Genomic DNA, 21,973 nt, shown 5'->3' on the forward strand with positions numbered 1-21,973 from the left:
GTGAGACGGAGGGGAGTGATGATCGACCCCATCCTGCCGACCTACAACCGTGTGAACCTCGTATTCGAGCGGGGCGAAGGCGCCTGGCTGTTCACGCGAGACGGGCAGCGATATCTCGACTTCACCGCCGGCATCGCCGTGAACGTGTTGGGCCACGCCCATCCGCATCTCGTCGCCGCGCTCACCGAGCAGGCCGGCAAGCTCTGGCACCTGTCGAACGTGTTCCGCATCGAGGGCGGCGAGCGTCTCGCCCGGCGCCTCATCGCGTCGACCTTCGCCGACACCATGTTCTTCACCAATTCGGGTGCGGAAGCGCTGGAGTGCGCCATCAAGATGGCGCGCAAATACCACTCGGCGAACGGCGCGCCTGAGCGCTACCGCATCATCACCTTCGAGGGCGCCTTCCACGGCCGCACGCTGGCGACCATCGCCGCCGGCGGCAACCCGAAATATCTCGAGGGCTTCGGCCCCGCCATGCCGGGCTTCGACCAGGTGCCGTTCGGCGATCTCGACGCGGTGAAGGCCGCCATCGGGCCGGAGACCGGCGCCATCCTCATCGAACCCGTGCAGGGCGAGGGCGGCGTGCGCTCGGGTCCGTGGTCGTACCTGCGGGCCTTGCGCGCGCTCGCCGACGAACACGGCCTGCTGCTGGTGCTCGACGAGGTGCAGTGCGGCGTCGGGCGCACCGGCAAGTTCTTCGCCCATGAATGGGCCGGCATCACGCCGGACATCATGGCGGTGGCAAAAGGCATCGGCGGCGGCTTCCCGGTCGGCGCCTGCCTCGCCACCGAGGAGGCCGCCAAGGGCATGACCGCCGGCACGCATGGCTCGACCTATGGCGGCAACCCGCTCGCCATGAGCGTTGCCAATGCGGTGCTCGACGTGGTGCTCGCCGACGGCTTTCTCGACCAGGTGCAGGCGACCGCCGGCCGGCTGCGCCAGAAGCTCGCCGAGCTGAAGGACCGCCATCCCGCCGTCGTCGCGGAAGTCCGCGGCGAGGGCCTGCTGATCGGCATTCGCACCCATGTGCCGAATACCGACGTCGTCGCCGCCATGCGCGAGGAGCGCATGCTGGCGCCGACCGCGAGCGACAACGTGGTCCGGCTCCTGCCTCCGCTCAACATCGGCGAGCAGGAGATCGAAGCCGCCTTCACCAAGCTGGATGCCGCCTTCACCCGGATCGAGAATGGCCTCAAGGCCGACGCCGTGAAGGGAGCGGCCGCATGAGCGCGAACAATGGAGCCTCGGCCAGGGCCGTGAAGCACTTCCTCGACCTCGACGCCCTGCCGGCGAGCGAGCTGCGCCAGCTCATGCGCTTCTCGCACGACCTGAAGAAGGAGCGGAAGCGCATCGCCGCGGAGAAGCCGTTCAGCGGCAAGGTGCTGGCCATGGTGTTCGACCAGCCCTCGACCCGCACGCGCATCTCCTTCGATGTCGCCATGCGCCAGCTCGGGGGTGAGACCATCATGCTCACCGGCGCGGAGATGCAGCTCGGTCGCGGCGAGACCATCGCCGATACCGCCAAGGTGCTCTCGCGCTTCGTCGACGCGATCATGATCCGCATCCTCGACCACAGCGCGCTCGAGGAACTCGCGGCCAATGCCAGCGTGCCGGTCATCAACGGGCTGACGCGCGAGTCCCATCCCTGCCAAATCATGGCCGACGTCATGACCTTCGAGGAGCACAAGGGGCCGATCGAGGGGCGCACGGTCGCCTGGACGGGCGATGCCAACAACGTGCTCGCCTCCTGGGTGCATGCCGCCCAGCGCTTCGACTTCGCGCTCAACGTCGCCACCCCGCCAGAGCTGGCCCCGCGTCCGGGACTGGTTGAGTGGGTGCGCGAGACCGGCGCGAAGGTGAGGTTCAGCCATAGCGCCGAGGAGGCCGTGGAGGGTGCCGATTGCGTCGTCACGGACACCTGGGTGTCCATGGGCGACGCCGAAGCCGAGCGGCGCCACAACCTGTTGAAGCCCTATCAGGTCAACGGCGCGCTGATGCGGCGCGCCGCACCGGATGCCATCTTCATGCACTGCCTTCCGGCCCACCGCGGCGAGGAAGTCACCGACGAGGTGATGGACGGCCCGCAGTCGGTGGTGTTCGACGAGGCGGAGAACCGCCTGCACGCACAGAAGGGCATTCTCGCCTGGTGCCTGGAAGACACCGCGGCCTGAGCCCGGCCCCATCGGCGTCATCCCGGACGAAGCGCAGCTTGAATCCGGGATCGCTCCCCGATGTTTGCGCGATCCCGGATCGGCCTCGTGGCCGTCCGGGATGACGGTGGTGCAAATTCGCCCCCTCGCGCAAACTCACCCTCGCACCCATATGGGCGGGCGCCATGACATCACATCCTCACTCCCCCACCCGTTCGCCCTCCCCTGAAGCGGCGGACAATCTCGTCACCCCCTTCCACGTCGACGGGCTCGACGTGCGCGGCCGGGTCGTGCGCCTCGGCGCGACGCTGGACGCTGTGCTGGCGCACCACACCTATCCGCCGGCGGTCAAGCGCCTGCTCGGCGAAGCCGTGGCGCTCACCGTGCTGCTGGGTTCGACGCTGAAGTTCAGCGGCCGCTTCATCCTGCAGACCCGCACCGACGGGCCGGTCGATCTGCTCGTGGTGGACTTCACCGCGCCGCAGGACGTGCGCGCCTATGCCCGCTTCGATGCCGAGCGCCTCGCCGCGCTCGAAGCCGCCGCGCCGGGCGGCCGGCCGGACAGCGGCGCCCTGCTCGGGCGCGGCCATCTCGCCATGACCATCGACCAGAACCTCAGCGTTAACCGCTATCAGGGCGTCGTCGCGCTGGAAGGCGGCGGGCTGGAAGAGGCAGCGCACCAGTACTTCACCCAGTCCGAGCAGATCCCCACCCGCGTGCGCCTCGCCGTGGCGGAGGAAGTGCATGCCGGCGGCGCCGCCTCGTCCTGGCGCGCCGGCGGGCTGATGGTGCAGTTCCTGCCGACCGAAGGCGGGCGCATCCGCCCGGTCGACATGCATCCGGGCGACGCGCCGGAAGGCGTCGACTTGCCGAAGGTCGAGGAGGACGATGCCTGGGTCGAGGCGCAGTCGCTGGTCGGCACGCTGGAGGATGTCGAGCTGGTCGATGGCGAGCTTTCCAGCGAGCGCCTGCTGTTCCGCCTGTTCCACGAGCGCGGCGTGCGGGTGTTCGAGGCCGAGGGCATCCTGGCCAAGTGCTCCTGCTCGCGCGAGCGCGTCGTGGGCGTGCTGAACAGTTTCTCGCACGAGGAGCGCTCGGGGCTGGTGGAGGAGGGCAAGGTCTCCGTCACCTGCGAGTTCTGCGGCCGCAGCTACGATTTCGCGGCGGAAGAGATCCTCGACGCCGGCGCGACGGACGCCGAGGCCTGATCGCCACCGTCGCCGCGGGCCGCCCTCATTTCGGCGGCCCGGCGCTCGACGCCTCGTGAGGTCGGGCAGCCTTGCCCTCGCCGGGCAAAAGCCGTTCACTCTACGAAGACCCAATCCAAGAGGCAGGCCATGTACCGGGCGACGACGCGAGGCGTGCAAGTGACGGTGACGCCGCGCTTCGCGCCCGAGCGCTCCGATCCCGACCGCAGCCAGTATTTCTGGGCCTACACCATCGAGATCATCAATCTCGGCATCGACACGGTGCAGTTGCGCTCGCGCCACTGGATCATCACCGACGCGCTCGGCCGCATGCAGGAAGTGCGCGGCGCGGGTGTCGTCGGCGAGCAGCCGGTGCTGCCGCCAGGGGGGCATTTCGAGTACACCAGCGGCGTGCCGCTACAGACCTCCACCGGCATCATGGAGGGCACCTACCAGCTCGTGACGCAGACCGGCGAGACGTTCGAGGCGGTCGTACCTGCCTTCTCGCTCGACATGCCCGGCGAGAGCCGCACGCTGAACTGAGGAGCGCACGCGGGACATCACCGCTCGCACGGACTTCCGCTTCCGGCCTCCCGGCGAAGCGGCTATGGTGACGCCTGCTTCCACGCCGCCCGGTTCCCGCCGCGATGAACGGTCCCTGCATCCTGTGATCGACTTCCGACCGATCGCCGCCATCCTGGGCGTGCTCCTCGCCATTCTCGGCACGACGATGATGATCCCGGCGCTGGTGGACCTCATCGCCGGCAAGGGCGACTTCCTCGCCTATGTCGCCTCCGCCACCATCACCGTCTTCGTCGGCTTCTCGCTCTGGCTCGCCGGGCGCACCAGCGAGGTGGAGCGGCTCGGCCTGCGGCAGGCTTTCGTGCTGACCGCGGCGAGCTGGGTGCTGCTCTCGGCCTTCGCCGCCATCCCCTTCATGTGGTCGCAGACCAACCTGCCTTTCGTCGATGCGTATTTCGAGGCGATGTCGGGGCTGACCACCACGGGCGCGACGGTGATCTCGAACCTCGACACACGCCCGCCCGGCATCCTTATCTGGCGCGCCTTCCTGCACTGGTACGGCGGCATCGGCATCATCGTCATGGCCATGGCGCTGCTGCCGATGATGCATATTGGCGGCATGCAGCTGTTCCGGGCGGAATCCTCCGACAAGTCGGAGAAGCTGCTGCCGCGCGCCGCGCAGATGGCCAAGAGCATCCTCGGCGCCTACATCGTGCTCTCGCTGGCCTGCGCCGTGACCTATGTGGTCTGCGGCATGAGCGTGTTCGACGCGGTGGCGCACGCCATGGCGACCATCTCCACCGGCGGCTTCTCCACCCACGACGCCTCGATCGGCTACTTCAAGAGTCCCGCCATCGAATATGCGGCGATCTTCTTCATGCTCTCGGGTTCGCTGCCCTTCGTGCTGTATCTGCGCGTGCTGGCCGGCGACTTCAGCCGGATCGTCGCCAATACCGAGGTCCGGCTCTTCCTCGGGCTGGTGATCTTCTTCGCCCTCATCTCCACCGTCGAGCAGGTGCGCGGCGGCATCGCCATCGGCGAGACGGCGCTCCGGCAGGCGCTGTTCAACGTGGTGTCGATCATGTCGACCACCGGCTTCGTGGCGACCGACTTCACCCATTGGGGTCCGCCGACCGACGCGCTCTACTTCATCCTGCTGTTCCTCGGCGCCTGCACCGGCTCTACGGCAGGCGGCATGAAGAGTTTCCGCATCGCCATTCTCGGCTCTGCGCTGTCGCAGCACCTCAAGCGCATCATCTATCCGAATGGCGTGTTTCCGGTGCGCTATGGCGGCCAGCCGATCGGCGACGACGTGGTGGCGTCGGTGCTGTCCTTCGCCTTCCTCTACCTCGCCTGCTTCATGATCATCGGCATTGTGATCAACACGCTGGGCTTCGACATGATTACCGCGTTCTCCGTCTCGATCACGGCGCTGGCGAATGTCGGACCCGGGCTGGGCACGGTGGTCGGCCCGGCACAGAATTTCGCGGCACTGCCCGACCATGTGATCTGGCTGCTGTCCTTCGGCATGCTGGTCGGCCGCCTCGAACTGTTCACAGTCCTCGTGCTGTTCCTGCCGAGTTTCTGGCAGCGCTAGTTGGGTCGCGGAGCATTCCCCACTATGGTGGGGTCTTGATCGACGCGGGGACCCTTCATGCTTGCCGGACGAACGACGACCGAGGAACTTCTGGCCTATCTGGTCGCCTTCGACACGACGAGCCGGAACTCCAATCTCGACCTCATCGGCTTCGTCCGCGACTATCTCGACGCCTATGGCGTGGCGAGCGTGATCGTGCCCGACGAGACCGGCCGCAAGGCCAGCCTGTTCGCCACCATAGGGCCCTCGGGCATCGGCGGCATATGCCTGTCCGGCCATTCCGACGTGGTGCCGGTCGACGGCCAGCCCTGGACGACAGATCCGTTCGCCCTCACCCCCAGGGACGACCGCGTTTATGGCCGCGGCTCCTGCGACATGAAGGGGTTCGTCGCCACCTGCCTCGCGATGGTGCCGGAGATGGCGGCGGCAAAGCTCACGACCCCCATTCACCTGCTGGTCTCCTATGACGAGGAGGTCGGCTGCACCGGCGTCGTGCCGGCGGTGCGCAAATTGGGGGTGGATCTTCCGCTTCCCCGCGCGTGCATCGTCGGCGAGCCGACCTCGATGCGGGTGGTCGACGCGCACAAATCCGGCATGGCCTATGTGACGACGGTGACGGGCCGCGAGGCGCATTCTTCCATGCCGCAGCTCGGCGCCAATGCCATCTTCGCCGCGGCGGAACTGGTGGCCGAGCTTGATCGCTACCGCGAGGAGCTCATCGCGGCAGGCGACCCGAGCGGGCGCTTCGATCCGCCCAGTACCACGCTGCAGGTCACGGTGATCGACGGCGGCACCGCCGGCAACATCGTGCCGCGCCAGTGCGCCCTGCGCTGGAACCTGCGCGGCCTGCCCGGTTTCGACGAGAACGTGCTGCTGGCCCGCTTCGCGCGCTTCGCCGACAGCGTCGTGCTGCCGAAGCTGAAGGCCACCGCGCCGGAAGCCACCATCACCACCGATTTCATCTACAAGGTTCCCCCGCTCGCGCCGCAGACCGGCTCGGAGGCGGAACTGCTGGCCATGCGCCTCGCCGGGCAGAACCGCACCTACACGGTCTCCTACGGCACCGAAGGCGGGCACTTCCAGGCGCAGGGCGTTCCGACGGTGATCTGCGGACCTGGATCGATCGATCAGGCACACAAGCCGGACGAATATATCGAACTCGCCCAGCTGCGCGCCTGCGAACACTTCCTCCGGGGCCTCATCGCCGAGTGCGCCTGAGAGCCGACGTTCCGGCGGATCCGTCAGCGCTTCCGCTCTGACGCGCCCGGCAATCATCCGCCGCCGTCGCAAGCGGCTCCATCCGTTTTGATAGGCGGGCCGCCCGCGTGCGGCGCCTTGGCCGGCTGGCCCGATCACAGGCGCGTGATCGAGCTTATAAATCGCGTACGATCTAATCTTTTACGATTGACCGAGTTCGACACTCTCAATATTACATCGCGCACGATCTAATCGACGGCAATGACGGACCGCCCACGGTCCTCCGCCGGAACCCGCACAGGAGAGAGATCATGTCGAACCGCACCCATGCCGCCGCTGCCGGCCGCCGCGAATTCCTCACCACCCTTGCCAGCGTCACTGCCGCGGGCGCCGCCGCGGTGGGCCTTGCCGGCGCGGTCCAGAGCGCCGCCGAGGCCGCCACCCCGGTCGCCTCCCCCGCCCGTGCGAAGGGCAAGCCCACCGTCGCCGGCAGCTACGTCACCACCCGCGACGGCGTGTCGATCTACTTCAAGGACTGGGGCCCGAAGGAGGGTCCGGTGGTGACGCTCAGCCATGGCTGGCCGCTGTCCTCCGACAGCTGGGAGAACCAGGCCGCTTTCCTCGCGAATAATGGTTTCCGCGTCATAAGCCATGACCGTCGCGGCCATGGCCGCTCCAGCCAGCCCTGGGACGGCAACGACATGGACCATTACGCTGACGACCTCGCCGAGGTGATCGAGGCACTGGGTCTCAGGAATGTCTCGTCCTTCGGCTTCTCCACCGGCGGCGGCGAGGTGGCGCGCTATGTCGGTCGCCACGGCACCGGCAACGTCGCCAAGCTCGGCCTGATCTCGGCGGTGCCGCCGGTGATGGTGAAGACGCCGTCCAATCCCGGCGGTCTGCCGATCGAGGTGTTCGACGGCATCCGCGAGGCCTTCGTCGAGAACCGCGCACAGCTGTTCCACGACATCCCGGCCGGCCCGTTCTTCGGCTACAACCGCCCCGGCGCCAAGCCGAGCCAGGGCGTGATCGACGCCTGGTATTCGCAGGGAATGCAGGCCGGCTACAAGAACACCTTCGACTCGATCAAGGCCTTCTCCGAGACCGATTTCACCGAGGACCTGAAGAAGTTCGACCGCCCGACGCTGATCGTGCATGGCAGCGACGACCAGATCGTGCCGATCGATGCCGCCGGCCGCGCCTCGGCGAAGCTCGTGCCGCACGCCACGCTGAAGGTCTATGAGGGTGCCCCGCACGGCCTGTCCGAGACGCACAAGCAGCGCCTCAACCAGGACATGCTGGCCTTCCTGAAGTCCTGACGCGAAGGCCCGCGGGTGGCGGCCGGTCCGCCGCCCGCTAGTCCCGGGCCCACGGCTTGAAATGCTTGGAGAGCTTCAGGCCCTGCGCCTGGTAGTTCGAACCGAGCCCCTCGCCATAGAGCGTGCGCGGCAGTTCCTGCATGCGCTCATAGACCAGGCGGCCGACGATCTGGCCGTCCTCCAGAATGAACGGCACCTCGCGCGAGCGCACCTCGAGCACCGCGCGGGCGCCGTGATGCGGGCTGGCATGGCCGCCGGCGGCGGCATGGCCGAAGCCGGGATCGAAGAAGCCGGCATAATGCACGCGGAATTCGCCGACCAGCGGGTCGAACGGCACCATCTCCGCCGCGTGGGTAGGGGGCACATGCACCGCCTCCTTGGAGGCGAGAATGTAGAAGGCGTCGGGGTCGAGCACCAGTTCGCGCCGGCCACGCGTCACCAGCGGCTCCCAATAGTCCTCCACCTCGAAGGCGGCGCGGCGGTCGACGTCGATCAGCCCGGTATGGCGCTTGGCGCGGAAGCCGAGCAGCCCGCCGAAGCCCTCGCCCGAGAGGTCGACGCTCACCGCAATACCGGCACCGGCAATATCGGGGTTGGCGGTATCGACCAGCCGCTCGGCCACATTCAGCGCCCGCAGTTCGCCGTCATCGAGCAGCGCATGGCCGCGCCGGAAACGGATCTGCGACAGCCGCGAACCCTGCCGCACCAGGATCGGGAAGGTGCGCGGGCTGATCTCCAGATAGAGCTTGCCCTCATAGCCCACCGGGACCACGTCGAAGGCCCGCGAACGGTCGGCGATGACGCGGGTGAACACGTCGAGCCGGCCAGTCGAGCTTTTCGGGTTGGTCGAGGCGGCGATGTCGGCGGGCAGTGCCAGCGCCTCCTCCAATTCAACGAGATAGACGCAGCCGGTCTCCAGCACCTCGCCCGCCGTGAGGTCGAGTTGGTGCAGTGCCAGCCGCTCCAGCCGGTCGGCCACGGTCTCGCCGGGGCCAGGCAGGAAACTCGCGCGAATACGCCACGCCGTCGCCCCGAGCCGGAGGTCGAGGCTCGCCGGCTGCACCTGGTCGGCATCGAAAGGACGCGCCGTCAGGATGGCGCGGCGCTCTGCCAGAGCCTGAATGGCATGGCCGGGCAGAATGCCCTCGCCCGTCAGACCTTTCTCCGCCACGCTGGTTTCTCCGTTGCGATTGCCGCGTTCGGTTTACCGGACGCGCCCCTTGACGCCAAGCCGCGGCGAGGAGTAATTCGAAACAACGTGGTCATTTGAGCCGGCCGGCTTGCCGCCACGCTAAACAAGGTTGCTAAAAAGGCCGGGGCCGCGCTGCGCATGCACGCGGAGGCTCCCGGTCTATGATGATACCGGAGCCGTCGATGACCCAGAACGACAAGCTTTCCCAAGACAAGCTTACTGCCGCCGAGATCGCGCAGCTGCGGCCCGATACCCGCCTCGTGCAGGGCGGCATCCTGCGCTCGCCCTTCGGCGAGACCTCGGAGGCGCTGTTCCTGACGCAGGGCTATGTCTACGACACCGCCGAGCAGGCGGAAGCGCGCTTCAAGGGCGAGGATCCGGGCTTCATCTACACCCGCTATTCCAACCCGACGGCGGCGATGTTCGAGAGCCGTCTCGCGCTGCTGGAAGGCGCCGAAGTGGCCCGCGCCACGGCGTCGGGCATGGCGGCGGTGACGGCGGCCCTGCTGTGTCAGCTCAAGACCGGCGATCATGTCGTGGCGGCGCGCGCGCTTTTCGGCTCCTGCCGCTATGTGATCGAGGAATTGCTGCCGCGCTTCGGCATTACCTCGACGCTGGTCGACGGCACCGACCTTTCCGCGTGGAAGGCGGCGGTGCGGCCGCAGACCAAGGTGTTCTTCCTGGAAAGCCCGACCAATCCGACGCTTGAACTCGTCGACATCGCGGCAGTGGCGGAAATCTCCAAGGCGGCCGGGGCCTGCCTCGTCGTCGACAACGTGTTCGCCACGCCGATGCTGCAGAGCCCGCTCGCGCTCGGCGCCGACATCGTCGTCTACTCCGCCACCAAGCATATCGACGGGCAAGGCCGTTGCCTTGCCGGCGTCGTGCTGTGTTCGGAGAAATTCCTCACCGATCACTTGCAGACCTTCCTGCGCCAGACCGGGCCGTCGGTGTCGCCCTTCAATGCCTGGGTGATGCTGAAGGGGCTGGAGACGCTGCCGCTGCGCGTGGAGCGCTCGCAGGCCAGCGCCGCGACGCTGGCCGACCGGCTCAGCGCCCTGCCGGGCATCACCAAGGTGATCTACCCCTACCGCGCCGACCATCCGCAACATGAACTGGCCAAGCGCCAGATGCGCGGTGGCGGCACGCTGGTGACCTTCGAGATCGAGGGCGGCAAGGCCGGCGCCTTCCGCTTCCTCAACCAGCTGAAGGTGGTGCGTATCTCCAACAATCTCGGCGATGCCAAGAGCCTCGTCACTCATCCCGCGACGACCACGCATCAGCGCTTCGCCCCCGAGGCGCGCGCGGAGATGGGCATCTCCGACGGCATGGTGCGCCTCTCGGTCGGTCTGGAGCATGTCGACGACCTGACCGACGACGTCGCCCGCGCGCTGAAGGCGGTGTGAGGGCGTTCGCCTCCAAGATCGTCATCCCGGCCGAGCGCAGCGAGAGCCGGGATCGCTTTCCATCCTGCATGCGATCCCGGATCGGCCTTCGGCCGTCCGGGATGACAACCTGCTGCCCCCCCCGGAACCGCGTCATCCTGAGGTGCCGCCGCAGGCGGCCTCGAAGGATGGCCCTTCAAGTGCCCCCGGACGAACATCCTTCGAGGCCCGGCATTGCCGGGCGCCTCAGGATGACGGTGCTCCGAAGAAATAATGCACGCCGGCCATTCACCCCAATGGCGGATCGCGCCCCTCGACGAAGGCGCGGATCAGATGATGCGCGATCGCCATGCTCGGCGGCGCGATCAGCCCTTCGGGATGGGTGCGGGTCAGCAGGAGACCCGCCTCGTCGCGCGAGAACCAGCGCGCATCCTCCAGCTCGACCGGATCGACGGTGATGATGCGCGACAGCGCCTGGGCATGCATGCCGATCATCACCGACATCGGGAACGGCCAGGGCTGCGAGGCGAGATAGCGCACCGCACCGGTGTGGATGCCCGCCTCCTCCATGGTCTCGCGCCGCACCGCCTGCTCGAAGGTCTCGCCCGGCTCCACGAAGCCGGCCAGGCACGACCACATGCCCGGCGCAAAGCGGGCCGAGCGGCCCAGCAGGCAATCGTCGCCGTCATAGGTCAGCATGATCACCACCGGATCGGTGCGCGGGAAATGCTGCGCGCCACATTCCGGGCATTCGCGCCGCCAGCCGCCCTCGGCCACGCCGAGCCGGCTGCCGCAATTGGAGCAGAAGGTACGCCGGGAGTGCCAGGCGATCATCGCCTTTGCGGTGGCGAGTTCGCCCAGTTGCTCCGGCGAGACCAGCTCGCCAACCGCGATGCTGCGCAGGTCGGTGATGCGGTACTCCGGGTTGTCGGCGAGGGCGGCGAGCGAGGCCGCGTGCAGAGGTAGCACGAAATGCGGCACGTCGTCGGCAAGGCCGAGCAGGCAGGCCTCGCTGATGCGCCCGCCGAGCGAGACCGCGCGGCCAAGCTCGATCAGCGCCTCGAAGGCACCCTCCTCCTGCTCGGGCGCCGCCTGCGGCAGCCGACGCAGCACGATGCTCTCGCCGGCGATCAGGCAGGCGCGGGCCCGCACATCACGCAGCATGTCCGGTGCTTCGCCGCGCCGCTCGCTCGCCCGGTCGAGCCGCGCGCCGGCATAGCCCAGATGCGGCCACAGGCCGAGCTGTCCCGTCGCCATCAGGCAAGCCCCAGCGCCGCGCGCAACCGCGCGACCAGCAGCATCGCCTGCGGCGCGGCATAGGTCCGGCGTTCGGCCACGCCCCACACCGGCCTGGGCCAGGCGGCATCGGCGGCGAAGCGGGCGATGACATGGACATGCAGCTGGCGCACCTGGTTGCCCAGGGCGGCGACATTGAGCTTGTCGCATTCGGTCAGCGTCTTGAGCGCCCGCGACACCTGGTCGATCTCGTCGGTCAGGCTCGCGCGCGTCTCGCCCTCAAGGTCGATCAGCTCGGCGAGGCCGGGCCGACGCGGCACGAGGATGACCCAGGGAAATCGTGCATCATCCATCAGCCGGACCGTCGAGAGGGCGAGGTCGCCCACCGGGAAGGTGTCGGCTTCAAGTTGCGGATCGAGGATAAAGGGAGCTGCGTCGCTCATCGTCGCCGTGTTGCGTTGATCACCCGGCTCGAAACCGGGCGGCAAGCTATAACCGCCGGGCGCGCTCCGCGCCATCATCAACAAGGCGGCAGGCGCGGCCTGCGAAGAGCGAAATTGTCGGCGGCCGCGCGTTGATCTATCAAGGGTCGACATCCGCGCAACGCGCGAAGCGTAGAAGACAAGCCAATGTCCGTCAGTGCCCAGGCCGGCCTCGTGCGCCGCGCCACCATGCCCGTGCTGTTCGCGCTCAGCGCCGCGCATTTTCTCAACGACATGATGCAGTCGCTGATCCCGGCGATCTACCCGCTGATCAAGCAGGCCTATGCGCTGGATTTTGCGCAGATCGGCATCATCACGCTCGCCTTCCAGCTGTCCGCCTCGCTGCTGCAACCGCTCATCGGCATGACCACCGACCGCCACCCCATGCCCTATTCGATGTCGGTCGGCATGGGCTTCACCCTCACCGGCCTCATCGGCCTCGCCTATGCCGGCAGCTACCCCCTGCTGCTCATCGCCGCGGCCTGCGTCGGCATCGGCTCCTCGATCTTCCACCCCGAGGCGACGCGCATGGCGCGCCATGCCTCGGGCGGGCGGCACGGCTTCGCGCAGGGATTGTTCCAGGTCGGCGGCCAGGCGGGCGGCTCCATCGGACCGCTGCTCGCCGCCTTCATCGTGGTGCCGAACGGGCAGCGCAGCCTCGCCTGGTTCTCGGCGGTCGCGCTCGTCGCCATGGTCCTGCTCGCCTGGACCGCCGCCCAGCACGCCCTCGCGCAAAGCGCGGCGGGAGGCCGGCCGCACGCCGCAGCCCATGCGGACGAGCCCGGCCGCAGCGCCAGCGCCACGGCCTTCGCTCTGTTCATCCTCATCGTGCTCCTGTGCTCGAAGACCGCCTACACCGCGAGCTTCTCGTCCTTCTACACCTTCTATCTGATCGAGCGTTTCGACGTGTCGGTGCAGGCTTCGCAGCTCATGCTGTTCCTGTTCCTCGTCTCCTCGGCGGCGGGCGTTCTGTTCGGCGGCATGCTCGGCGACCGGATCGGGCGCAACAAGGTCATCTGGTTCTCGATCCTCGGCGCCCTGCCCTTCACGCTCGCCCTGCCGCATGTCGGCCTGTTCTGGACCGGTGCGCTCACCGTCGCGATCAACCTGATCATGTCGAGCGCCTTCGCCGCCATCCTCGTCTATGCCATCGACCTGCTGCCCAACCGGGTCGGGCTGATCGGCGGCTTCTTCTATGGCCTCGTTTTCGGGCTCGGCGGTCTCGCCGCGGCGGCGCTCGGCGTGCTGGCCGACCATTACGGCATCGACGCGGTGTATGAGGCTTGCGCCTTCCTGCCCGCCGTCGGGCTGCTGGCGTGGTTCCTGCCCAGCCTGCGCGGCACCCGCACGCACTAAGCGCGGGGCGACGCCACCGGCGAGGTCGAGGAGGCTGTGCCCTTCACCTTCATGGGGGTTAAATAGAAGCCCGCCTGAGTCGGCGTCCGCGCCGCCCCCTCTTTGAATACCTCCAAGGCCCCACCATGACGGAACTGCGTACCCATTACCCCGCCATCGAACCCTTCGAGAGCGGGATGCTCGACGTCGGCGACGGGCACTCGATCTATTACGAGCGCGTGGGCACCAAGGGCGGCAAGCCGGCGGTGTTCCTGCATGGCGGGCCGGGGGCGGGCATTTCGCCGGATTACCGCCGGCTGTTCGACCCCGCGCGCTATGAGGTGATCCTGTTCGACCAGCGCGGCTGCGGCCGCTCCACGCCCTATGCCGACTTGACCGCCAACACCACCTGGCACCTCGTCGCCGACATCGAGCGGCTGCGCGAGAAGTTCGGCTTCCAGAAATGGCAGGTGTTCGGCGGCTCCTGGGGCTCGACGCTGGCGCTGGCCTATGCGCAGACCCACCCGGAGCGCATCAGCGAGCTCATCCTGCGCGGCATCTACACCGTGACCCGCGCCGAGCTCGACTGGTACTACCGCTTCGGCGTCTCGCAGATGTTTCCCGAGAAGTTCGAGCGCTTCCTCGCGCCGCTCAAGACGCCGGAGGAGCGCGCCGATCCGCTGCGCGCCTATCGCGCGCTGCTCACCGGCGCGGACGAGGCGGTGAAGATCGAGGCGGCCAAGGCGTGGTCGATCTGGGAGGGCGAGACCATCACCCTCCTGCCGGCGCCGGAGTTCACCGCGCCGTGGCTCGACGGCCATTTCGCCCTCGCCTTCGCCCGCATCGAGAACCACTATTTCTTCCACGATGCCTGGCTGAAGGACCGCCAGCTGCTCGACAACGCCGACCTGCTGCGCGGCATTCCCGGCGTCATCGTGCATGGCCGCTACGACATGCCCTGCCCCGCGCATTATGCGTGGGAGCTGCACAAGGCGTGGCCCGAGGCGGAGTTCCACATCATCGAGGGCGCTGGCCACGCCTATCGCGAGCCCGGCATTCTCGACCGGCTGATCCGCGCGACCGACCAGTTCGCCGGCTGATCCCCGCGCGCGGCCCTCAGCCGGCCGCGCGCAGCTCCATCCGCACGATCTCGATCGGCTCGCCGCCGAGCCCGTGCGAGAAATGACCGAGGCCGACCGGCACGAAGCCGTGGCGGCGGTAGAATCCCTCGGCATTGCGGGTCGATTCCAGCCGGATCGGCCCGTCATGGCCCGCTCGCGCCGCGGCGATCCCGACCTCCAGCAGAAGCCGGCCGAGCCCGGCGCCAGCCGCCTCGGGCAACAGGAACAGCCGCGTCACCTCGCCGGGGTCGGCATCGACGAAGCCGACGACCGCGCCCTTCCGCTCGGCCACCACCATGCGCCCATGCGCGATCAGCGCCTCATAGAAGGCGGGCGTGCGCGCACCCATCCAGCCCTCGATCTGCTCTGGCGAATAGGCGCCCTTGGCCAGCCCGCGCACCGATTCATGCGTGACAGTAAACACCGCCGGCCCATCCCCCGGCCGCGCGGGGCGCAAGGAGAACCCGCTCTCAGTCGCCATCACGATGCCCTCTCTGCGCCGATCCACAATGTGATCACATCATGCCGCATGGCGCACCGGAGGCAAGCCGGGCGGAGCCCCCCACGCGCGCTTGCCCGGCGCCTGACCCTGGGGGAAGCTGGCCGCGCCCTTCATCCCGCGAGCGGAGGAACGCGCCGGTGAAACCGCTGATGAATCTCGACGAGGCCACTTTCGACGACATCGAGGAAAACGGCCTCTACACCTCGCGCCGCGCCAGCCTCGGCCGGCATATCGGCGCGAGGAAGCTCGGCTACAACCTCACCGTGGTGCCGCCCGGCAAGGTGCAGTGCCCGTTTCACAACCATCATGGCGAGGAGGAGATGTTCCTCATCCTCGAAGGCGAGGGTGAACTGCGCTTCGGCGAGGCACGCTACCCGATCCGTGCGCACGACATCATCGCCTGCCCGCCCGGCGGACGCGAAATGGCGCACCAGATCATCAACACCGGCCCGCGCGAGCTGCGCTATCTCGCCGTGTCGACCCTCGCCCAGGTCGACGTGTGCGAATACCCGGATTCCGACAAGCTGCTGGTCGTCGCTGGCGAGAGCGAAGGCGGGCTGCGGAAGATTTTTCGCAGCGAGGTGACGGTGGGGTATTATGAGGGGGAAGAGGGTGGGGAGTGAGTTTGGCAGCTTAGCGTCTCGGCAATTTTGTCGGGTCGCTGATTGCGCAGAAGCCACGTATTCACGGTAAGGGTCGAAACGAAAATGGCGCTGGGACGGCTTTGGGCGGGGCGGGCCTTCGGCACGAACATCGGGAATTTATTCGTTGAATTTGCCGGGGATGACACCGCCCTAACCGGGCAATTGCACTTCAACGAGAACGGTGTCGGCATTGTCATTTTCTCGATAAATGTAGCATTTGATGGGCAACGGCTTCAATTGTCCGGCAATGCATTGAACCAGATTGAAGGATATAATTTCGGAGAGCTTACCGGATCGGCGGAATTAAACCCGAAGGGAGAGCTTATCGGGAAATGGGCGACTTCAATCGGCTCAGCGGGGACATTTCATCTATTTCCACACGATCAAGGCCAACTACCAATAGCGAATTCCGAGGAACTCGCACCTCAATTTCATACCGCGCGGCATACATTTGACGCGATAGAACTAGACAGAGATCAACTTATCGGCATAGCCGACGAGCTTCAATCTCACTTCAAAAGACCCCTTGTTGTTACAATAGCTTCAGGGACAGAACACTCAACGTACCTAAGTAATTTTAAAAATGCTAAATTCAAAATCGATAAAATAAATTTCGCCAAACTACACGTCCAAGAGCCAGAGAGCGAAGGACTCAATCGAGTTGCATCCATTGAATTTGGTCCATACGTCAATGAAGTCACCACACAGAGCCAAGATCAAATGAAAGCTCTTGGAATTATGGAAATAATAAAAGAATCTGTACACCCTTATCAAAAAAATTATATTACAAATATTAAAAAGTTTGGATTTGGAATTAATCAGATTTTATTGATATTTTCTCTGACCCTTTTGCCATCCTTGAATGGGATTTATGATAGACTGCTCTTTATGACATTCACAATGGTGGTCATTTTCTTGATGAACTGGGCGCATCAGAAATATCTCCCCAATACGATAATATATCTTTCGAATAGAAAGATTGGAACCTTCTCTCGCTTGTTCCCCAGCATTGCTTCTTGGTCAATGGCGGTGATGGCCGGCATCGTTTCAGCTCTCATCGCCGCCTACTTGCAGGGCCATCTGGGAATGAAGCCTTAGCCCCCTTGCATCCCCCGCCCATCTGCCCGATATAGGCGCCGGGAGGTTGGCGGTGGACGAGCCACTCGCCAACCGGGTCAGGTCCGGAAGGAAGCAGCCCCAACGAGCCCGTCTCGGGTCGCATGTCAGCCTCCCACCCTTCTTCCCGCTTATGAGCCTGCCCCGCATGTGAGCCCGCCGACCGGCGGCTCCCGCGCGCGGGCGGCGTGAGCGCCTCGCGGCTCCACGCGCGGCGCCCCACACCCTTCCCCGGATTTTTCCCCGCGCGCGTCATCGCGGCGTTGCCCTTCGCCCGCCCGGCGATGCTATGAAGGGGCCATGAGCGCGGAGCATCCCGATCACCCGACCCTGTCGCCCGAGGCGGCGCAGGACGACACGCCCGGCTTCGACCTCGGCGGGGGGGAGCTCGCGCCGGCCGGCGCGTCCCTGCGCGCGGCGCCGACGCCCTATCGCGTGCTGGCGCGAAAATACCGTCCGCAGACCTTCGCCGATTTGATCGGCCAGGAAGCGATGGTGCGCACGCTGAAGAACGCCTTCACCTCCGGGCGGATCGCGCAGGCCTATATCCTCACCGGCGTGCGCGGCGTCGGCAAGACCACCACCGCCCGCATCCTCGCCCGCGCGCTGAACTACGAGCCGGCCGATGGGCCCGCCGGCGGGGGCGCGCCGACGCTCGACATGCCGGTGCTCGGCCGCCATTGCCGCGACATCATCGAAAGCCGCCATGTCGACGTGCAAGAGATGGACGCCGCGTCCAACACCGGCATCGGCGATATCCGCGAGATCATCGAGGCGGCGCGCTACAAGCCGGTGCTGGCGCGCTACAAGGTGTTCATCATCGACGAAGTGCACATGCTCTCCACGGCGGCCTTCAACGGCCTGTTGAAGACGCTGGAGGAGCCGCCCGAGCATGTGAAGTTCATCTTCGCCACCACGGAAATCCGCAAGGTGCCGGTCACCGTGCTCTCGCGCACGCAGCGCTTCGATCTGCGCCGCGTCGACGCCGGCACCATGGCGCGGCACCTGCGCGGCATCTGCGAGGCCGAAGGCGTCGGCATCGATGTGGAGGCCCTGAGCCTGGTCGCGCGCGCGGCGGAAGGCTCGGTGCGCGATGCGCTGTCGCTGCTCGACCAGGCGATCGCCCATTCGGGCGGGCATGCCTCGGGAAGCACCGTGCATGGCGAGCAGGTGCGCGCACTGCTCGGCCTCGCCGATCGCGGGCGGGTGATCGACCTGTTCGAGGCGCTGATGAAGGGCGATATCGGCCAGGCGCTGACCGAACTGCGCGAGCAATATGACAGCGGCGCCGACCCGGCGGTGGTCATCACCGATCTCGCCGAGTTCACCCATCTCGTCACCAAGCTGAAGATCATCCCGGAGACAGCGGACGACCCGGCGCTGGTCGAGGCCGAGCGCATCCGCGGGCGGGATTTCGCGCAGAAACTCTCCATGCGCGTGCTCTCGCGGGCGTGGCAGATGCTGACCAGGGGCCTCACCGAGGTGCAGCAGGCGGCCAAGCCGATGCAGGCGGCGGAGATGGTGCTGGTGCGCCTCGCCTATGCCAGCGACCTGCCGACCCCGGACGAGGCGCTGCGGCGCCTGCGCGATGGGGCGGGCGACGAGCCGGCCACGCGGCCCGCGCCTTCGGGCGGCGGCGGGAGCTCAGGCGGCGGTTCGGCGATGGCGGCGACCGCGACGCGCAGCTTCAGCGCGCCCGCCTTCGCGCCCAGCGCCGCGCCGCAGGCGGCGAGCCATCTGTCGGTCGCCGCGCGCGGCACTCCGCGCCCGGCCGCCGCGCCTTCGCCCCGGCCGGAGGAAGCGCCGGGCCTCGTGCTCGGCAATCTCAGCGAACTCGTCGCGCTGGCGGCGCAAAAGCGCGATCTCAAGCTGAAATTCGCGCTGGAGAACCATGTCCGCCCCGTCGCCTTCGAGGATGGCAAGCTGGAGCTGGCGCTGGCGCCGGGCGGCTCGCCGAACCTGTTGCAGGAATTGCAGGCCAAGCTGACGGAATGGACCGGCAAGCGCTGGCTGGTCGCGCTCTCGCGCGAGGAAGGCGAGACGACACTGGCCGAGCAGGCGAAATCCGCCCGCGAGAACCTTTTGACCGATGTGCGCGCCGATCCGCTGGTCGCCGCCGTGCTGGCGCGCTTTCCCGGCGCCTCGGTGGTCGATGTGCGCACGCAGGCGATCGATGACGGCCCGCCCGCCGCCTCGCTGGACGAATATGAGATGATGGCCGCGCGCGACGAGCCGGGCCTCGACGATGACCTCGAATTCTAAAAGGAGCCTCGCATGAAAGACCTTCTCGGCATGATGTCCAAGGTGAAGGAGATGCAGGCCCGCATGGAGCAGATGCAGGCCGAGCTGGAGGAGACCGAGGTCGACGGCGCCTCCGGCGGCGGACTGGTCAGCGTACGCCTCACCGCCAAGGGGACGCTGAAGGCGATCAGCATCGATCCGAGCCTGCTGGTGCCGGAAGAGGCGGAGATCCTGGAGGACCTGATCGTCGCCGCCCATGCGGAAGCCCGCGCCAAGGGCGAGCGGCTGATCCAGGAGAAGACGCAGGCGCTGACCGCCGGCCTGCCGATTCCGCCCGGCCTGAAGCTGTTCTGAGGGCGGGCGGCGCGGCCGGATCGCCGGAACGAGCCGCCTATTCCTCCCATGCCGCCATGCCGCCGAGCATGCGCGAAAGATCCTTGCCTGCCTCGATCAGAACAGGCGCCATGTTGGCGACAAAGGTGTCGCTGAACCGCGTGACCGTGCCGGACAGGGACAGCGCGCCGGCCAGATTGCCATGGGCGCCGAAGACGGGAACGGCCATCGCCGCCGTTTCCACGTCGCGCTCCCCGCGCGATACGAAAGGTAGCCGCGACAGCAGCAGCCGGCGTTCGGCATCCGCAAGGCCCGGCGCGCCGAATTGCGTCAGCACATGCCCTCCGGCGCCGATCCGCAGCGGAAGAATGTCGCCCTCTCGGATGTGATCCCGGATCGGGTGCTCCGAATCCTGCCGGAAGAGACAGACGCGCTGGTCCCCTTCGCGGCGATAGAACGAGACACTTTCGAGCGTCTTGGCCGCCAGCGCCGCAAGCACCGGGCGGACGAGCGGCTCGAGGCGGAATCCGCCCTGATACAGCGCGCCGAGCCGCATCACCTCCGGCCCGAGGGTAAAGCTGCGGTCCGCGTGGCGGACGATGTAGCCGGCCCGCTCGATCGAGACCGCCAGGCGCAGGATGGTGCTCTTGTAGAGGCCGGTGCGGCGGGCGATCTCCGCGAGATCGAGATGCCGGTCGCCGTCGCCAAAACAGCTGACGATGCTCAGTGCCCGATCCACCGCTTCCACGCCCGCTCCCTCCAAGGGGACGGCGATCGGGTCGTCCTTGCGCGGCCGGCCGCGGCCACGACGCACGGGCGGATGCTCATCTGACGGCATGAACGCACCTTTCGCTTGACATTACGTCAGTGGTTTTATTCTATTAGACAAAATAATATTCTGTCAAATAGAATATTTCATTGGAGGAAACGGGTGGAACGGTACCAGTTGTTCATTGGCGGGGAATGGTGCGATCCCTCGACCAGTGAGTGGTTCGAGACGGAGGAGCCGTTCTCCGGCAAGGTCTGGGCGCAGATCCCGCGTGGGGTGCAGGCCGATGCGGATCGGGCGGTCGAGGCGGCCCATCGCGCGTTCCTCTCGCCCGAATGGGCGGACATGACGGCGACCCAGCGCGGCGCGCTGCTGCGCAAACTCGCCGGCCTGATCGAAGCCAATGCCGAGGCTCTCGGCGCGGTCGAGCAGCGCGACAACGGCAAGCTGATGGCCGAGGTCGCCGGCCAGGTCCGCAATGTGGCGCAGTGGTTCTATTTCTATGCCGGCCTCGCCGACAAGGTGGCGGGCGCGGTCGTGCCGATCAACAAGGCCGACGTGTTCAACTACACGAAGTACGAGCCGCTCGGCGTCGTGGTCGCCATCACGCCGTGGAACTCGCCGCTCAGCCTCACCGCCTGGAAGATGGCGCCGGCGCTCGCGGCCGGAAACACCCTCGTCATCAAGCCGTCGGAATTCGCCTCCGCCTCGCTGTTCGAGCTGGCGCGACTGACGGAGAAGGCGGGCTTTCCCAGGGGCGTCGTCAATGTCGTCACCGGCTATGGCCACGAAGTCGGCGAGCCGCTGGTACGCCACCCGCTCACCGCCAAGATCGCCTTCACCGGCGGCGACGCCGGCGGGCAGCGGGTCAACGAGGCGGCGGCGCCGGGGCTGAAGAAGGTCACGCTCGAACTCGGCGGCAAGTCGCCGAACATCGTGTTCGACGACGCCGACCTCGATCAGGCGGTCAAGGGTGTCATCGCCGGCATCTTCGCCGCCTCCGGGCAAACCTGCATGGCCGGCTCGCGCCTGCTGGTGCAGGACACCGTCCATGACGAGGTGGTGGCGCGGCTGGTCGCCATGGTCGGCGAGGCGAAGATCGGCGATCCGGCCGCCAGCGACACTCAGATCGGCCCCATCGCCACGCGGCCGCAATGGGAAAAGATCCTGCGCATGATCGAGATGGCCAAGCGCGAGGGAGCGACGCTGGCGCTCGGCGGCCATGCCTTGAGCGGACCGGGCTACGGCCAGGGCCAATTCGTCGCGCCGACCATCTTCACCAATGTGCGCAACGACATGCGCATTGCCCAGGAGGAGGTGTTCGGGCCGGTCCTGGCGGTGCTGAAGTTCCGCGACGAGGAAGAAGCGCTGCGCATTGCCAACGATGTGCCGTTCGGCCTCGCCGCAGCGGTGTGGACACGCGACCTGCACCGCGCGCTGCATTGCGTGGATCGCCTGAAGGCCGGCACCGTCTGGGTGAACAACTACCGCTCGACCAGCTTCGCCACGCCGTTCGGCGGCTACAAGCGCAGCGGTCTCGGCCGGGAGGGCGGCGTCGAGGCGATCAAGGAATATCTCCAGACCAAGAGCGTCTGGATCACCACCCGGCCGAACCGCGCCAACCCCTTCCTGCTGGGTTGACCGC

General features: G+C 67.0%; 20 protein-coding genes, 1 other RNA gene and 1 riboswitch. Of the genes, 16 read left to right on the forward strand and 5 right to left on the reverse strand.

Translation table 11 applies throughout. The annotated features are described in order from the left end of the window. The first annotated feature begins 18 nt into the window (after positions 1–18). The 7 genes from ACO2RV_RS11930 (at position 19) to ACO2RV_RS11960 (ending at position 7,972) form a co-directional block, all read left to right on the forward strand. Positions 19–1,227: an aspartate aminotransferase family protein gene (locus tag ACO2RV_RS11930; protein WP_423293142.1), complete on the forward strand. Its 1,209-nt coding sequence runs from the start codon at positions 19–21 to the stop codon at positions 1,225–1,227. After that, positions 1,224–2,171, forward strand: a complete 948-nt coding sequence (argF, locus tag ACO2RV_RS11935) for an ornithine carbamoyltransferase (protein WP_423293144.1) — start codon at positions 1,224–1,226, stop codon at positions 2,169–2,171. The genes ACO2RV_RS11930 and argF overlap by 4 nt, the downstream gene beginning before the upstream one ends. A gap of 164 nt (positions 2,172–2,335) precedes the next feature. Next, positions 2,336–3,358 (forward strand): Hsp33 family molecular chaperone, encoded by a 1,023-nt coding sequence (locus ACO2RV_RS11940; RefSeq protein ID WP_423293146.1) that lies wholly within the window; start codon positions 2,336–2,338, stop codon positions 3,356–3,358. Positions 3,359–3,487: 129 nt separating this feature from the next. After that, positions 3,488–3,880, forward strand: coding sequence for a Co2+/Mg2+ efflux protein ApaG (gene apaG / locus ACO2RV_RS11945; protein WP_423293148.1), 393 nt, complete (start codon positions 3,488–3,490; stop codon positions 3,878–3,880). 124 nt (positions 3,881–4,004) lie between these two features. Beyond that, entirely contained in the window at positions 4,005–5,456 is a 1,452-nt protein-coding gene (locus tag ACO2RV_RS11950; protein WP_423293150.1) for a TrkH family potassium uptake protein, read from the forward strand. A 57-nt stretch (positions 5,457–5,513) separates the two neighbouring features. After that, a complete protein-coding gene (gene argE, locus ACO2RV_RS11955; protein ID WP_423293152.1) occupies positions 5,514–6,674 on the forward strand; it encodes an acetylornithine deacetylase in 1,161 nt (386 codons plus the stop codon). Positions 6,675–6,964: 290 nt separating this feature from the next. Then, positions 6,965–7,972: an alpha/beta fold hydrolase gene (locus ACO2RV_RS11960; protein ID WP_423293154.1), complete on the forward strand. Its 1,008-nt coding sequence runs from the start codon at positions 6,965–6,967 to the stop codon at positions 7,970–7,972. 37 nt (positions 7,973–8,009) lie between these two features. Here the strand turns inward: ACO2RV_RS11960 and ACO2RV_RS11965 are convergent, their stop codons facing one another. Beyond that, positions 8,010–9,143, reverse strand: a complete 1,134-nt coding sequence (locus tag ACO2RV_RS11965; RefSeq protein ID WP_423293156.1) for a 2'-deoxycytidine 5'-triphosphate deaminase — start codon at positions 9,141–9,143, stop codon at positions 8,010–8,012. Between the two features lie 77 nt (positions 9,144–9,220). Further along, a riboswitch (SAM riboswitch) is annotated at positions 9,221–9,301 on the forward strand. Between the two features lie 45 nt (positions 9,302–9,346). Between ACO2RV_RS11965 and ACO2RV_RS11970 the strand changes: the two genes are divergently transcribed. After that, positions 9,347–10,570 carry an O-succinylhomoserine sulfhydrylase gene (locus tag ACO2RV_RS11970; RefSeq protein WP_423293158.1) on the forward strand — a complete coding sequence of 408 codons (1,224 nt, stop codon included), beginning with the start codon at positions 9,347–9,349 and terminating at the stop codon, positions 10,568–10,570. Between the two features lie 267 nt (positions 10,571–10,837). Here ACO2RV_RS11970 and nudC read toward each other — a convergent pair whose 3' ends face one another. Together nudC and ACO2RV_RS11980 are read right to left on the reverse strand one after the other, a co-directional pair. Then, positions 10,838–11,806, reverse strand: a complete 969-nt coding sequence (gene nudC, locus ACO2RV_RS11975) for an NAD(+) diphosphatase (RefSeq protein ID WP_423293160.1) — start codon at positions 11,804–11,806, stop codon at positions 10,838–10,840. Beyond that, on the reverse strand, positions 11,806–12,228 hold the full coding sequence (locus ACO2RV_RS11980) for an HIT domain-containing protein (protein WP_423293162.1): 423 nt from the start codon (positions 12,226–12,228) through the stop codon (positions 11,806–11,808). The genes nudC and ACO2RV_RS11980 overlap by 1 nt, the downstream gene beginning before the upstream one ends. A 186-nt stretch (positions 12,229–12,414) precedes the next feature. On the opposite strand from ACO2RV_RS11980, the gene ACO2RV_RS11985 reads away from it, so the two are divergent. Continuing rightward, positions 12,415–13,623, forward strand: coding sequence for an MFS transporter (locus ACO2RV_RS11985; protein ID WP_423293164.1), 1,209 nt, complete (start codon positions 12,415–12,417; stop codon positions 13,621–13,623). 125 nt (positions 13,624–13,748) lie between these two features. Beyond that, positions 13,749–14,702 carry a prolyl aminopeptidase gene (gene pip / locus ACO2RV_RS11990; RefSeq protein ID WP_423293166.1) on the forward strand — a complete coding sequence of 318 codons (954 nt, stop codon included), beginning with the start codon at positions 13,749–13,751 and terminating at the stop codon, positions 14,700–14,702. 16 nt (positions 14,703–14,718) lie between these two features. Here pip and ACO2RV_RS11995 read toward each other — a convergent pair whose 3' ends face one another. After that, positions 14,719–15,204, reverse strand: a complete 486-nt coding sequence (locus ACO2RV_RS11995) for a GNAT family N-acetyltransferase (RefSeq protein WP_423293168.1) — start codon at positions 15,202–15,204, stop codon at positions 14,719–14,721. A 158-nt stretch (positions 15,205–15,362) separates the two neighbouring features. Here ACO2RV_RS11995 and ACO2RV_RS12000 point away from each other — a divergent pair, with 158 nt between their 5' ends. The 5 genes from ACO2RV_RS12000 (at position 15,363) to ACO2RV_RS12020 (ending at position 19,580) form a co-directional block, all read left to right on the forward strand. Continuing rightward, complete coding sequence (locus ACO2RV_RS12000) at positions 15,363–15,848, forward strand: cupin domain-containing protein (RefSeq protein WP_423293170.1); 486 nt, start codon at positions 15,363–15,365, stop codon at positions 15,846–15,848. A gap of 84 nt (positions 15,849–15,932) precedes the next feature. Next, a complete protein-coding gene (locus tag ACO2RV_RS12005; RefSeq protein WP_423293172.1) occupies positions 15,933–16,967 on the forward strand; it encodes a hypothetical protein in 1,035 nt (344 codons plus the stop codon). Between the two features lie 41 nt (positions 16,968–17,008). Next, positions 17,009–17,104, forward strand: an RNA gene (gene ffs / locus ACO2RV_RS12010) — signal recognition particle sRNA small type. Positions 17,105–17,285: 181 nt separating this feature from the next. Further along, on the forward strand, positions 17,286–19,247 hold the full coding sequence (locus ACO2RV_RS12015) for a DNA polymerase III subunit gamma/tau (RefSeq protein WP_423293174.1): 1,962 nt from the start codon (positions 17,286–17,288) through the stop codon (positions 19,245–19,247). Positions 19,248–19,259: 12 nt separating this feature from the next. Then, positions 19,260–19,580: a YbaB/EbfC family nucleoid-associated protein gene (locus ACO2RV_RS12020; protein ID WP_423293176.1), complete on the forward strand. Its 321-nt coding sequence runs from the start codon at positions 19,260–19,262 to the stop codon at positions 19,578–19,580. 37 nt (positions 19,581–19,617) lie between these two features. Here the strand turns inward: ACO2RV_RS12020 and ACO2RV_RS12025 are convergent, their stop codons facing one another. After that, complete coding sequence (locus ACO2RV_RS12025; RefSeq protein WP_423293178.1) at positions 19,618–20,373, reverse strand: IclR family transcriptional regulator; 756 nt, start codon at positions 20,371–20,373, stop codon at positions 19,618–19,620. 117 nt (positions 20,374–20,490) lie between these two features. On the opposite strand from ACO2RV_RS12025, the gene ACO2RV_RS12030 reads away from it, so the two are divergent. After that, on the forward strand, positions 20,491–21,969 hold the full coding sequence (locus ACO2RV_RS12030) for an aldehyde dehydrogenase (RefSeq protein ID WP_423293180.1): 1,479 nt from the start codon (positions 20,491–20,493) through the stop codon (positions 21,967–21,969). The last annotated feature ends 4 nt before the right edge of the window (positions 21,970–21,973 follow it).

The sequence above is a fragment of the Ancylobacter sp. VNQ12 genome (genome assembly GCF_049445835.1).
Classification (GTDB): Bacteria; Pseudomonadota; Alphaproteobacteria; order Rhizobiales; family Xanthobacteraceae; genus Ancylobacter.

Coding starts and splice junctions, on each gene's coding strand:
- ACO2RV_RS11985 (WP_423293164.1), top strand. CDS start 12,415: ATGTCCGTCAGTGCCCAGGCCGGCCTCGTGCGCCGCGCCACCATGCCC.
- ACO2RV_RS11940 (WP_423293146.1), top strand. CDS start 2,336: ATGACATCACATCCTCACTCCCCCACCCGTTCGCCCTCCCCTGAAGCG.
- nudC (WP_423293160.1), bottom strand. CDS start 11,806: ATGGCGACGGGACAGCTCGGCCTGTGGCCGCATCTGGGCTATGCCGGC.
- pip (WP_423293166.1), top strand. CDS start 13,749: ATGACGGAACTGCGTACCCATTACCCCGCCATCGAACCCTTCGAGAGC.
- ACO2RV_RS11970 (WP_423293158.1), top strand. CDS start 9,347: ATGACCCAGAACGACAAGCTTTCCCAAGACAAGCTTACTGCCGCCGAG.
- argF (WP_423293144.1), top strand. CDS start 1,224: ATGAGCGCGAACAATGGAGCCTCGGCCAGGGCCGTGAAGCACTTCCTC.
- ACO2RV_RS12020 (WP_423293176.1), top strand. CDS start 19,260: ATGAAAGACCTTCTCGGCATGATGTCCAAGGTGAAGGAGATGCAGGCC.
- apaG (WP_423293148.1), top strand. CDS start 3,488: ATGTACCGGGCGACGACGCGAGGCGTGCAAGTGACGGTGACGCCGCGC.
- ACO2RV_RS11995 (WP_423293168.1), bottom strand. CDS start 15,204: ATGGCGACTGAGAGCGGGTTCTCCTTGCGCCCCGCGCGGCCGGGGGAT.
- ACO2RV_RS12015 (WP_423293174.1), top strand. CDS start 17,286: ATGAGCGCGGAGCATCCCGATCACCCGACCCTGTCGCCCGAGGCGGCG.
- ACO2RV_RS11930 (WP_423293142.1), top strand. CDS start 19: ATGATCGACCCCATCCTGCCGACCTACAACCGTGTGAACCTCGTATTC.
- argE (WP_423293152.1), top strand. CDS start 5,514: ATGCTTGCCGGACGAACGACGACCGAGGAACTTCTGGCCTATCTGGTC.
- ACO2RV_RS11960 (WP_423293154.1), top strand. CDS start 6,965: ATGTCGAACCGCACCCATGCCGCCGCTGCCGGCCGCCGCGAATTCCTC.
- ACO2RV_RS12005 (WP_423293172.1), top strand. CDS start 15,933: ATGGCGCTGGGACGGCTTTGGGCGGGGCGGGCCTTCGGCACGAACATC.
- ACO2RV_RS11980 (WP_423293162.1), bottom strand. CDS start 12,228: ATGAGCGACGCAGCTCCCTTTATCCTCGATCCGCAACTTGAAGCCGAC.